Genomic DNA, 12,183 nt, shown 5'->3' on the forward strand with positions numbered 1-12,183 from the left:
AGTGAAAAAAGTCATGAAAAAAGCTGAAAATCCTTCACTTTATCATTGAAACAATGACTCTCAAATCCGATAAATAAGGGGTAAGGATGATAAAAGGAGTGTGTTTTTGGATGAAAGTGAAGATTTCATTACTTCTGATGGCAGCTATGATCATGGTACTCGCCTCATGCAGCAATCAGCAGGGAGGACCACCGATATCAAATGCGAAACATATTGGTGTCATGCTGACGGATGATGGTCTTGGTGATCAATCATTTAACGATTCATCATTTAAAGGATTAGAAAAAGCACGTGATGAGCTTGGCATTGAATTCGATTATAGAGAAATTGCAGAAACCGATACATATGAAAAAGGGCTGACCGAGCTTGTGAAAGATGGAAATGACCTGATCATCGGTGTAGGTTTCAGTATGCAAGAAGACTTAGAAAAGGTAGCGAAAAAATATCCGAAAAAGCAATTTTTACTCATTGATGCTGTGTCTGAACTGAAAAATGTCACATCAGTGACTTTTAAAGAAGAGCAGGGCAGCTATTTAGCGGGAGCACTTGCTGCCATGACAACAAAAAGTGATGTCATTGGTTTTGTTGGCGGAGTCGATGCAGAGGTTATCCACCGATTTGAACAAGGCTATCAAAAAGGTGCAAAATCAGTGAATCCGAACATCAAGATTGTATCCACGTATGCTGGCACATTTAGTGATGCAGGCAAAGGCAGTAAAATAGCGAAAGACATGATCAAAAAGAAAGCAGATGTTTTATATGCCGCAGCCGGTTATACGGGTGTTGGTGTATTAAAAGAAGCGCAAACGCAAGGCAAATATGCAATCGGTGTGGACAGCGATCAGTATTATACAGCTGAAAAAGCCGTTATTTCGTCTATGGTCAAAAAAGTCGATGAAGTCGTCTATCAATTCAGCGAACAGCTCGTCAAAAGCAGCAAAATCAAAAGCGGGCATATCGTTTATGACTTAAGTAATGACGGAATCGATATGGCAAGAATCCGGGTGCTCAAAGATGCTGAGAAATTGACCAAAAAATTAAATGGACTGAAGCAGACACTTCTGAAAGAAGAGGGGGCAGCATCATGAGCTTACGCATCAAAATTTTGCTCAACTCACTCATTTCACTTCTTTTAGCGGTGGGCGTAATTGCCTTTATTATTGTGAGCATGACAAAGATTCAGTCATCAAGCGAAACAGAAGTTCAAACCTTACTGAACGTACAAAAAACGAAGGCCAGCTTTGAAAGTGTCGAACAAGCCATGACCAATTATTCCATGACCCTTTCAGATGAACAGCTAGAGGTCGTTCAAACCGATATATCGACAGCGAAAAAACAGCTGCAAACGTTAAACAAAAACGCAGGAAATATGAACAAAGAAGCCCTAACACGGTTAAATTCAAAGTTTGACACATGGACGCAAGAAGCAAACAATGCCATTGGTGAAAAAAATGCCTCTGATGCCAGACGAGTGGCTGCCAGAATTGACGGTGTTTTAAACGACGTGCATACGATGAATAAAAGAGCACAAGAAGCGTATGAATACCATTTAGAGGAGGCGGCAGACAATGTGCAAAGGATCATCACAAGCGCATCTGTCGCAGCCCTCACGCTGATTGTCATCGCCGTCTTTTTAAATATTGGTTTAACGAGATCCATTGTGACACCAATCAAATCCCTTTCTTACCGGGCAAAACAGATTGCCGAAGGAAACCTCGCTGTGGAGCGGATGAACATCAAGCGGAAAGATGAAATCGGTGGCTTAAATGAGTCGTTCAATCAAATGACGGATCAGCTGATTAGCTTGATTCAAGAAATCAGTCATGTCTCAAGTCAAGTGGAATCGTTCTCGATTCAGCTAGATGATGAAAACAAAAAGCTTATGGAATCGGCCAATCAAGTGTCTGTATCGACAGACGAAATGGCGAATGGTTCACAAGCGATTTCAGAAGACCTTCAGCATGGCGTTAGTTTGATTGAGAAAATGGATTCACATGGCCGTAAGAATTCCGAAAGATCACATACAGTCATCCGTAGTACAGAGGATGCCATTGAAGCGGTGGAAAGCGGAAAGCACACGTTAACAGAAACAAAAGCAGCCATTGAAAAAAATACACGTGCGACGAGACAAATTGAAGAGTCAGCAGGAGAATTCACTCAGTACGCAAGCGGAATCTCCGCAATGGCCAAAACGGTTTCTGACATTGCGGACCAGACAAACCTCCTCTCGCTCAATGCGGCGATTGAAGCGGCAAGAGCAGGAGAAGCTGGCAAAGGGTTTGCCGTCGTAGCGGACGAAATCCGTAAGCTCGCAGATGAATCATCTCGTGCAACAAGACAAATTTTTGACATGGTGAGTCATATTGAAAAAGGCATTCAATCCATTAGCCAAACTGTACAAGAAGGGGTCAAGCTATCACTTCAGCAGCAAGATGCAATGGACAAAACCTCACACTCCTTTGAAGATATAGAAACAAAAGCACAACATATTAAGCAAGAAATGGCGGTCTTAAATGACCAAATTATTCAATCAACAGAGCTTGGCGGACAAGTGCTGAACTCGATTGAAAATATTAGTGCCGTTGTAGAAGAAACGGCAGCGGGCAGCGAAGAAATTTCTGCCTCGGCAAACGAACAACTGCAATCTTTCCATCAAATGAACAAACAAGTAGAAGAACTGATGAGTATGACGGCAAGGTTAAACGAAACCGTTCACCGATTTAAGCTATCATAAGAAAAGCACCCTTCCCGTGATGTTTCAGGGAAGGGTGCTTTTTATGATGGGCTGCCTGTAAAGAAGATGGCAAGTGTGCTAGGGCCTGAGTGGGACCCGACAGCCGCGCCGATGACCTGGATGTCGATTTCTTTTGGATGAAATTCGGCTTCGATTAATTGTCTCATTTCTTCTGCAAGTGCAGGGTCATCTCCATGACTAATGCCAACAGTTTGACTAGACCAGTCAGATCCGCGTTCTTTCATCAGCTCGATAATGCGTTTCAATAATTTTTTACGGCCACGAATTTTTTCAAGGGGTATCAGTTTTCCATCCTCAACGTGTAAAATGGGTTTAATACTTAACAATCCGCCAACAAATGCGGACGCTTTACTGATTCTTCCGCCTCTTGCTAAATACGATAAATCGTCTACAGTAAAAATATGTTGTAAAGATTCACAAAAATGCTTTACAGACGTTTCAATTTCTTGTATTGTATTTCCGTCAATGGCAAGTGATTGAGCGTGTTTGACAGCTAGTCCATAACCAAGTGAAGCACATTTAGAATCAATGATTCGTAAATCGAAATCAGGGTATTCTTCCTTCACTTCGTTTGCCATCATCACAGCGGTTTGGTATGTACCTGAAAGCTCTGATGAAAAGGCAACATAAATAGCCGATGTATGGGTTTGTGCTGCAGAAACAAAGGCTTCCTTTATCCGGTTCGGTGAAGCTTGTGATGTTTTTGGACTTGCACCTTGTCTCATCGCATCAAATACTTGTTTTGGTTCAATGGTAATCAAATCATCAAATTCCTGCTCGCCGAGTAACACACGCAGCGGAATGAGTGTCATGTTTTGTTCATCATAATAAGAAAGAGGCAGATCAGCAGCACTGTCTGCTATGATATGAACGGTCATCAAAATCCCTTCTTTCTAAAAAAATCAACCATATTTTACATCTTTTTAGCCTAACTATATCATAGAAAATCATCTTTTCGTGTTCAAATTCTAAATTTTAGGGAAAACCATAGAGAGAATGGTAAGTGGAGGAATGACAACATGTTCATTGGAGAAGCAAAAAAATTCATCGTCGTCGTCATTGGTGCCTTACTCAATGCGATTGGACTGAATTTATTTTTAATCCCTGCTGACGTATATGCAAGTGGTTTTACAGGGGTTGCCCAGCTGTTATCTAGTTTAATCGATCAATATGCACCGTTTTATTTATCAACAGGGATCCTATTATTTATTTTAAACATTCCGGTCGGCATTTTAGGCTGGATGAAGGTTGGTCGTTCCTTTACTTTGTATAGCATTATTAGTGTGGCACTGACAACGATTTTCCTCGGCATTTTACCAGAGACAAGTGTTTCTGAAGATATTTTATTAAATGCTGTATTTGGCGGAGTCATTTCTGCACTTGGCATTGGGATTACACTGAAATATGGGGCATCTACAGGCGGCCTTGACATTATTGCGATGATTTTAGCGAAATGGAAAGACAAACCAGTGGGCACGTATTTCTTCATTTTAAACGGAATTATCATTTTTACAGCAGGATTGTTACAAGGTTGGGAGAAAGCTTTATATACCCTTGTCACATTATATGTGACGACTAGGGTAATTGATGCCATCCATACGAGACATGAAAAGCTGACTGCCATGATTGTGACAAAGAAAGCAGATGAAATCAAAGAAGCCATTTATGGAAAAATGGTCAGAGGGATTACGACTGTTCCGGCAAAAGGGGCATTTACCAATGAACAAAAAGAAATGATGGTCATTGTCATTACAAGGTATGAGCTGTATGAACTTGAACAAATTATAAAGGAAGTCGATCCAAAAGCCTTTACAAATATTGTTCAAACAACCAATATTCTTGGATTTTTCAGACGAGATTAAAAGGTGGGTAGAAGATGAAAAAAGGGTTAGTGCTTTTTCTCGTTCTATTGGTTTTAACAGCTTGTGGGCAACAAAAAAAGGATGAACCAGACAAGGAGGTATCCGGTCAAATGGGAGAAAAAACCGTTGTACTCACAGTAGACCCCGTCCAAAAAGGTTCTTCGGTTCAATTTCATATGTCACTCAAAAATGAATCAGATCGAGATATTGAATTCACGTTTAACACAAGCCAAAAATTCGAATTGAGTGTGTACGATGAAGACGGAAATGAAAAATACCGTTACTCGAAAGACCGTATGTTCACACAAGCCATCCAATCCTTTGTGCTGAAAGCAGATGAAACATATGACTTCCAAGATACGTGGTCAAACGGTGTGGAGCCGGGAACGTATGAAGCGGTCGTCACATTTAAAGGAAAAGCAGAAGGGCTAAAGCAAATCATTGAGAAGAAAACGTTCCAAGTGAAATAAGCATAAGAAAAGCTGTCCACAAAGCGGACAGCTTTTTTCGTTAAAGATCATCAAGCAGGTCTTGGAACGTATGCAGCTGGTTTCTTTCTGCATCTGTCGAATTAGCAAATGCAGATGATACGGCGTTTTTAGCTCGCTGAACTGCTTGTTGACGCTCTAAACCAGATGGAAATGAAGAAGTAAGGGCTTCCTCAGTAAATGATTTGGCTTGATCAAAAAGTTCGTTTCTCACAATGAACCTCCAGAAGCATCAGTCTTCATATTTCCCCTGTCCTCCGCAGCTTCTTCAAGTGTGGAACGATACGGAAAACGTGCGTCATGCAGACTGACTGAATCTTTACCTTGTTGTATAAAGCGTTTCGATTTGCTTCTTTTACCCATTCGGAATCCGCCCCTTTACACAAGCTGACAGGACAACCTGTCTAACGGTAGTATGCCCGCTTCGACCTGCTATGTATGAATGGAAAAATTAAAGCGAGAAGTAATTCGTTAGGAATTTTGCAATCCCATCTTGTTCATTCGTATCTGTCACTTCATTAGAGACGCGTTTCACTGCATCAATCCCGTTGCCCATTGCAACCCCGCATCCAGCAAATTCAAGCATCTCTAAATCATTGTCTTCATCTCCGAATGCCACAATCCGTTCCTGAGGCACACCGTAATAATCACTAATTTTTTGCAGTCCAACGGCTTTGTTCATGCCTGTTTTAATGATTTCAATGACGTGCCACGGAGCAGCCCAGCGTCTGTGGTCAATCACTTCTGCATGAACATCTGTCAAATAGCTCCGAATCGCTCCGACGTCTTCTTCTTTTGCGTGAATTAAGACGCTTGTGACATTCTCTCCAAGATTGTTCCGAAGATCTCCAACGGTCACTTTGTTTGCATTCATATTAAATATATCAATGAGCTTTTCATCATGATAATGGAAATACAAATCGTCTAGCACTTCAGCTAACACATTGTGTACTTTATATTCCTCACTAATATCCACAAGCTGTTTTACGACTTGAAGATCAAGTGATGTGTGAAATCTGCCCCATTTTTCATCAAGAGGATGATGGACAAACGCTCCATTAAAGTTCACAATCGGAGAATCGAGCTGCAATTGCTGATAATAAGGAGAGCTGGAACGAAATGGCCGGCCAGTTGAAATACAGACATGATGCCCGCTGTCTTTCACTTTTTGAATGACATCAAGTGTGTGTGCTGAAATCGTTTTATCGTCTTTTAATAACGTGCCATCCAGGTCAAGTGCGATTAGATAAGGTTTAGTCTCCATAAAATCTCCTTTGATCTGTAAGTAATAGGAGGCAGCTGGTGCGGGTGCCTCCACCTATAGTGTATCTTTATCACATCTTCGTTGTCTACATGTTAAAATAAACAAAGACGGGAATGATAAAGGAGGATTCATAGGCTGTGATCACCATTGATGAGCAAATGACGCACGATATTCCATTTTTACATATCGTAAAAGCTGAAAATAAAGATAAACCACTGCCACTTGTATTTTTTATACATGGATTTACAAGTGCACGCGAGCACAACTTACACTTCGCCTTTCATTTGGCGGAAAAAGGCATGAGAGTCATTTTGCCTGACTGTGCTTATCATGGTGTAAGATCAGAAAACCTCAGCTTAGAGGAACTGGCATCAAAGTTTTGGGAAATCGTCCTGAACGAAATCCGTGAAATCGATATACTAAAGACACATTTTCAAGAAAAACAATTGATTGAAGCCGACCTAATAGGCGTTGCAGGTACTTCCATGGGAGGCATCACGACCTTTGGTGCACTCGCAAAACATGATTGGATTAAAGCGGCAGTCAGCTTGATGGGCAGTCCGAAATATACGACATTCCTACAAGCACAAATTATGGACATGCGGCACAAAGGGTTGATGAAAGAGATTACAGATGAAGAGGTTCATCAGCAATTAGACGCGCTGCGTCCTTATGATTTAACGCTACAAACAGATCGACTAAACAAAAGACCGCTGTTATTCTGGCATGCAGAAAACGATCCAGTTGTCCCTTACAGACATGCAAAAGCTCTTTATGACGAGTTAGCAGAAACCCAATATAAAGAAGATCCGCACCTGATTCGTTTTATTACAGATGGACAGGCTGGCCATAAGGTCTCAAGACAAGCGATGTTTGAAACGATTGATTGGTTTGTGACACACCTGAAAAGCACAAACGTTTAGCCAAAAGGAAAAGTACGTTATACTAGTTGAAAAAGGAGTGGATATCATGGATGAAGCATTGAAAGAAAATATTTTAGGCGCCCTAGAACAGGTGATTGACCCTGAGTTAAACGTAGACATCGTCAACCTTGGACTTGTCTATGATGTCGATCTTGATGAGAATGGAAAAGCGGATATCACAATGACTTTAACATCAATGGGCTGTCCTCTTGCACCAGTTATCGTCGATGAAGTCAAAAAAGCATTGAGCGACTTGCCTGAAGTGAAGGAAACTGAAGTTCACATCGTCTGGAATCCACCTTGGACACGTGACAAAATGTCAAGATACGCTAAAATTGCGCTTGGTATTCAATAAGCACAAAATGAAAAATGCCTGGTATGAGATAAACTCGTACCAGGTTTTTTTATGAAAAATTAAGGTAGAGGAGGAGTATGGCTTGATATAATGGATGTAATTTTATAGAACGGAGTACCTATAATGAAACGAAAGTGGATATGGATCGTTCTTTTAATGGGATATGGTGCTGCCTTTTTTGCATCAGTCTCTATACGTGAAGGTCAAGCACACAAAAGACAAGGACTTGAGGCGTTTACAGATGTGAGTCACCTCATGCCGGTCAAAATAAAAAAAGTCGTGCAAGGAAAAGAAATAGAATCTTTAAAAGAAGTATTAGAAGAAGCAAAAGAGAAAAATCTGCCCATTTCAATCGCCGGAAAGCAGCATAGTATGGGCGGCCACACGTATTATGAAAATGGCATTGTACTAGACATGACGAAATTTCGCCGAATCGTATCATTTAATGAAAAAAAGAAGACCATTCGTGTCCAGAGCGGCGCCACATGGGATGATATTCAAACATATGTGAACCCATATGGTCTTGCAGTAAAGGTGATGCAATCTCAAAACATCTTTACGATTGGTGGCTCGTTAAGTGCAAATGCACATGGACGTGACATTCGCTACGGCTCACTTATTGACACTGTGCGCTCTTTCACACTGTTAAAAGCAGGTGGAGAGATCATCACAGTAAAGCCTAGCGATGATTTATTTACTGCCGTGATTGGAGGATACGGCTTATTCGGTGTCATTTTAGATGTTGAGCTGTCCTTAACAAAGGATGAATTATATAAAATGGAGACAACCTCTCTACACTTCGATGAATACACTGATTATTTTCAAAAGTATGTAAAGAACAATAAAGAAGTGCGCATGCATCTCGCAAGAATCTCTACAGCGAAAACAAATTTTTTGAAAGAGATGTATGTGACGAATTATTCGCTTACTTCTGATCAACAGATCGATCCATACCGCGAGCTCAAAGAAGATCAGCTCGTCATCCCTTTAAAATTTATGCTCGGCCTTTCGAGAAGATTTGATATGGGGAAAGATTTGCTATGGAACTTGCAAAAGAAGTATTTTCAAAGTCAAAATGACCAGCTGATCACAAGAAATAACGTGATGCGGTCTGATTCTGCTTTTTTAGAATATGAAAATGAGTCAGATACCGATGTGCTTCAAGAATACTTTGTTCCAGTTGATCGTTTTCGTGCGTATATCGATGACATGAGAGGTTTTTTACAACAGGAAGAATTGAATCTAATGAACATCACGATCCGCTACGTACAAAAAAATGAAAAAGCGGATCTCTCATATGCGAAAGAAGATATGTTTGCACTTGTTTTGTTAGTGAATTATGGTTTTGAGAAAGAAGAGAAGGCAGAAGCAGAGCGGGTCATCCGGCAAATGACAGATATCACCTTGCGACACCATGGAAGCTATTACTTACCATACATGCCTTATCAAACGAAAGCACAAATGAAACAAGCGTATCCAAAAACCGATCAATTCTTTCAAAAGAAAAAGCAAGCAGATCCAGATGGCAGATTTATCAACTACTTTTATGAAAGGTATAATACACAATGAATGCTAAAGCAATGAAATGGTTCGTCTATTCACAAAGTTTACTGTTTTTCGCCAGTAGTCTCATTTTCCCTTTTTATATTCTTTTTATTAAAAATGTTGGGTCGAGCTATTCTCAATTTGGTCTTGCTTATGGTCTGTTTGGTTTGAGCGGTGCGTTCATTCATTTATTATTAGGAAAACTTCCTGAAATGACCGACAGGCGTCTCTTTTTAATCATTCATTCGTTTGGTATGGCGTTTCTTCTTCTCCTTTTTCCACATATCACAGAAGTAGAGCAAGTTTATATGATTCAGCTTGCCTTAGGTGTGCTAGGTGGTGTTCAGAAGCACGGAGAGAAACTACTCGTCACCGAACTCACAAACGAGAAAAAGCGTATGAAAGAAGTTGGGCACTATCATTTTTGGACAGCGCTTTTTTCATCGATCGCCATTATGCTTGGCGGCCTGTTTGCTGATTTCTTCACCATTCATTTGATTTTTTATGCAAGTTCCCTATTATATTTATGCAGTGCGCTTCTGGTCCTCAATATGAAGAACAATAGATAAAATCCGCATGTCTCACGAAGATATGTGGATTTTTTTATGAAAAAAAATGAAAACAAATATTAAATATACAATTGAATTAATTTTTATACATGTTATAATGTTAAATAATTTCACAAAGATCAAGAGGGTGTATTGACGTTGAAAATAGGTATTATAGGTGCTACAGGGTACGGCGGTGCGGAATTAGTTCGTATCTTTAAGCAGCATCCACATGTGGAGGAATGTATATTGTATTCATCAAGTGGTGATGGGCAATTATACAGTCAATCTTATCCGCATCTGACAACGATTACTGACCAAACATTAAAAGCCATTGATCCGGCTACCATTGTGCAAGAAACAGATGCTGTGTTTTTAGCGACACCAGCAGGCGTTTCAAGTGAACTCACACCGAAGCTCATGAATCAAGGGGTGCCAATTATTGATTTATCAGGTGACTTGCGCATTCAAGATGGAACTGTTTATGAAGCGTGGTATAAACGAAGGGCAGCGGATGAAGCATCGGTTCAACAAGCTGTATACGGATTATCTGAATTGAATCGTGAAACCATTAAGCAAGCGGAAGTCATTGCAAACCCAGGCTGCTTTCCTACTGCAGTTCTTCTAGGATTAGCACCGCTGATGAAACAGAATTTAATCGATGAATCTATGATCATAATAGATGCAAAAACCGGGGTGTCCGGTGCAGGACGATCAGCCTCACTTGGCACACATTTTTCAGAGCTGAACGATAACTTTAAAATTTATAAGGTGAATGAACATCAGCACACACCTGAAATAGAACAAGTACTTAGAGAATGGAACCCGCAAACGGCGAACATCACATTTTCAACACACCTTGTCCCGATGACAAGAGGGATTATGGCGACGATGTATACACAATTGAAATCAGATGTCACAAAAGAAGAATTAATGAAACGGATGAAGGACTTTTATGAAGATTCCTATTTTGTAAGAGTGAGAGATCATGGGATATATCCGCAAACAAAAGAAGTATACGGCAGTAACTTCTGTGACATTGGTTTTCATTTAGATGAGCGAACAGGCAGACTGACGATTGTATCTGTCATAGATAATCTCATGAAAGGCGCAGCCGGCCAAGCGGTTCAAAACTTCAATATCATCAAAGGCTTACATGAAGAGGCGGGCCTCACAATGACACCTCTCTATCCATAAGAACAGGGGAGACAACAAACATGATCGAATTGAATGAAAAAAGTATTGTCAAAATAGACGGGGACGTATCATCACCAAAAGGTTTTGAAGCAAAGGGGATTCATATAGGATTACGCTATTCAAAAAAAGACCTTGGCTTGATCATCAGTGAAGTACCAGCAGCGAGTGCAGCGGTATACACTCAAAGTCACTTTCAAGCTGCGCCTCTTCAAGTCACACAAAAAAGCTTGAAAAAGACGGGCAAACTAAAAGGTGTCATTGTCAATAGTGCCATCGCCAACGCATGTACAGGTGAGCAGGGATTAAAAGATGCATACGACATGCAGGCAGCCTGTGCAGACATGTTAGGGACAGAGTCTGATTACATTGCTGTTTCTTCTACTGGTGTCATTGGAGAGTGTCTGGATATGGATAAAATCAAAACAGGCATCGCTCAGCTAAAAGAAGCAAAAGCAGGAAATGGCCACTTTGAAGAAGCGATTCTAACAACAGATACAGTCATTAAAAATACGACATACTCCTTGACGATAGACGGGAAAGAGATTCTCATTTCTGGTGCAGCAAAGGGCTCTGGTATGATTCATCCGAACATGGCCACAATGCTCGGGTTTGTCACAACCGATGCAAATGTCGAACAAGAAGCTTTGCAAAATGCTCTTCGTGACATTACAGATGTGACGTTTAATCAAATTACCGTCGATGGAGAAACATCAACTAACGATATGGTGCTTGTGATGGCAAATGGAATGGCAGAAAACCAGGCACTGAATGAAGAACATCCAGAATGGCCATTGTTTAAAGAAGGATTAAAACTAGCCTGCGAAGATCTAGCAAAAGAGATTGCAAGAGACGGAGAAGGTGCAACTAAATTAATCGAAGCGAAAGTTGTTGGTGCAAAAAACAACTTAGAAGCTGGTATTATTGCAAAAAAAATCGTAGGTTCAAGTCTTGTGAAAACAGCCGTATACGGTACGGACGCCAACTGGGGCCGGATTGTCGGAGCAATCGGTCATAGCGCAGCTTCTGTCACGCCAGAAGAGGTGGAAGTTTACTTAGGCGGGCAATGTCTGTTTAAACATAATGAACCCCAGTCTTTCTCAGAAGAGGAAGCAAAAGCGTATCTAGAGCAGGATGAGATTACGATTTTCATTCAAATGAATGAAGGAAATGGTGAAGCGGCCGCATGGGGCTGTGACCTTACCTATGATTATGTGAAAATTAACGCGAGCTATCGCACATAATGAAG

General features: G+C 40.7%; 14 protein-coding genes. 10 read left to right on the forward strand and 4 right to left on the reverse strand.

The annotated features are described in order from the left end of the window. The first annotated feature begins 110 nt into the window (after positions 1 to 110). A complete protein-coding gene (locus ACTJKA_RS07570; protein WP_144740717.1) occupies positions 111 to 1,088 on the forward strand; it encodes a BMP family lipoprotein in 978 nt (325 codons plus the stop codon). Beyond that, on the forward strand, positions 1,085 to 2,734 hold the full coding sequence (locus tag ACTJKA_RS07575; RefSeq protein ID WP_255836042.1) for a methyl-accepting chemotaxis protein: 1,650 nt from the start codon (positions 1,085 to 1,087) through the stop codon (positions 2,732 to 2,734). The genes ACTJKA_RS07570 and ACTJKA_RS07575 overlap by 4 nt, the downstream gene beginning before the upstream one ends. A 41-nt stretch (positions 2,735 to 2,775) precedes the next feature. Here the strand turns inward: ACTJKA_RS07575 and ACTJKA_RS07580 are convergent, their stop codons facing one another. Then, positions 2,776 to 3,633 carry a DegV family protein gene (locus ACTJKA_RS07580; RefSeq protein ID WP_268357510.1) on the reverse strand — a complete coding sequence of 286 codons (858 nt, stop codon included), beginning with the start codon at positions 3,631 to 3,633 and terminating at the stop codon, positions 2,776 to 2,778. A 141-nt stretch (positions 3,634 to 3,774) separates the two neighbouring features. Here ACTJKA_RS07580 and ACTJKA_RS07585 point away from each other — a divergent pair, with 141 nt between their 5' ends. After that, entirely contained in the window at positions 3,775 to 4,617 is an 843-nt protein-coding gene (locus ACTJKA_RS07585; RefSeq protein ID WP_007499067.1) for a YitT family protein, read from the forward strand. Between the two features lie 14 nt (positions 4,618 to 4,631). Next, positions 4,632 to 5,087, forward strand: coding sequence for a BsuPI-related putative proteinase inhibitor (locus ACTJKA_RS07590; RefSeq protein ID WP_235702035.1), 456 nt, complete (start codon positions 4,632 to 4,634; stop codon positions 5,085 to 5,087). Between the two features lie 40 nt (positions 5,088 to 5,127). Here ACTJKA_RS07590 and ACTJKA_RS07595 read toward each other — a convergent pair whose 3' ends face one another. The 3 genes from ACTJKA_RS07595 to ACTJKA_RS07605 form a co-directional block, all read right to left on the reverse strand. Next, complete coding sequence (locus ACTJKA_RS07595) at positions 5,128 to 5,319, reverse strand: DUF3813 domain-containing protein (RefSeq protein WP_008348541.1); 192 nt, start codon at positions 5,317 to 5,319, stop codon at positions 5,128 to 5,130. After that, the gene (locus ACTJKA_RS07600; RefSeq protein WP_008348539.1) at positions 5,316 to 5,468 is read right to left on the reverse strand and encodes a hypothetical protein; all 153 of its coding nucleotides are present in this window, start codon (positions 5,466 to 5,468) and stop codon (positions 5,316 to 5,318) included. The genes ACTJKA_RS07595 and ACTJKA_RS07600 overlap by 4 nt, the downstream gene beginning before the upstream one ends. A gap of 88 nt (positions 5,469 to 5,556) precedes the next feature. After that, the gene (locus ACTJKA_RS07605; RefSeq protein ID WP_008348537.1) at positions 5,557 to 6,369 is read right to left on the reverse strand and encodes a Cof-type HAD-IIB family hydrolase; all 813 of its coding nucleotides are present in this window, start codon (positions 6,367 to 6,369) and stop codon (positions 5,557 to 5,559) included. 137 nt (positions 6,370 to 6,506) lie between these two features. Here ACTJKA_RS07605 and ACTJKA_RS07610 point away from each other — a divergent pair, with 137 nt between their 5' ends. The 6 genes from ACTJKA_RS07610 to argJ all read left to right on the forward strand — a co-directional run bounded on the left by ACTJKA_RS07610 (position 6,507) and on the right by argJ (position 12,178). After that, positions 6,507 to 7,292: an alpha/beta fold hydrolase gene (locus tag ACTJKA_RS07610; protein ID WP_008348536.1), complete on the forward strand. Its 786-nt coding sequence runs from the start codon at positions 6,507 to 6,509 to the stop codon at positions 7,290 to 7,292. A gap of 46 nt (positions 7,293 to 7,338) precedes the next feature. After that, positions 7,339 to 7,647 carry a metal-sulfur cluster assembly factor gene (locus tag ACTJKA_RS07615; RefSeq protein ID WP_003211530.1) on the forward strand — a complete coding sequence of 103 codons (309 nt, stop codon included), beginning with the start codon at positions 7,339 to 7,341 and terminating at the stop codon, positions 7,645 to 7,647. A 123-nt stretch (positions 7,648 to 7,770) separates the two neighbouring features. Then, the gene (locus ACTJKA_RS07620; RefSeq protein WP_440607671.1) at positions 7,771 to 9,216 is read left to right on the forward strand and encodes an FAD-binding protein; all 1,446 of its coding nucleotides are present in this window, start codon (positions 7,771 to 7,773) and stop codon (positions 9,214 to 9,216) included. Then, positions 9,213 to 9,761: an MFS transporter gene (locus ACTJKA_RS07625; RefSeq protein WP_025207139.1), complete on the forward strand. Its 549-nt coding sequence runs from the start codon at positions 9,213 to 9,215 to the stop codon at positions 9,759 to 9,761. The genes ACTJKA_RS07620 and ACTJKA_RS07625 overlap by 4 nt, the downstream gene beginning before the upstream one ends. A gap of 138 nt (positions 9,762 to 9,899) precedes the next feature. Further along, positions 9,900 to 10,937, forward strand: coding sequence for an N-acetyl-gamma-glutamyl-phosphate reductase (gene argC / locus ACTJKA_RS07630; protein ID WP_176544686.1), 1,038 nt, complete (start codon positions 9,900 to 9,902; stop codon positions 10,935 to 10,937). A gap of 20 nt (positions 10,938 to 10,957) precedes the next feature. Beyond that, positions 10,958 to 12,178 carry a bifunctional ornithine acetyltransferase/N-acetylglutamate synthase gene (argJ, locus tag ACTJKA_RS07635; RefSeq protein ID WP_060832234.1) on the forward strand — a complete coding sequence of 407 codons (1,221 nt, stop codon included), beginning with the start codon at positions 10,958 to 10,960 and terminating at the stop codon, positions 12,176 to 12,178. The last annotated feature ends 5 nt before the right edge of the window (positions 12,179 to 12,183 follow it).

This window comes from Bacillus sp. 22190 (genome assembly GCF_052045575.1).
GTDB lineage: Bacteria > Bacillota > Bacilli > Bacillales > Bacillaceae > Bacillus > Bacillus altitudinis.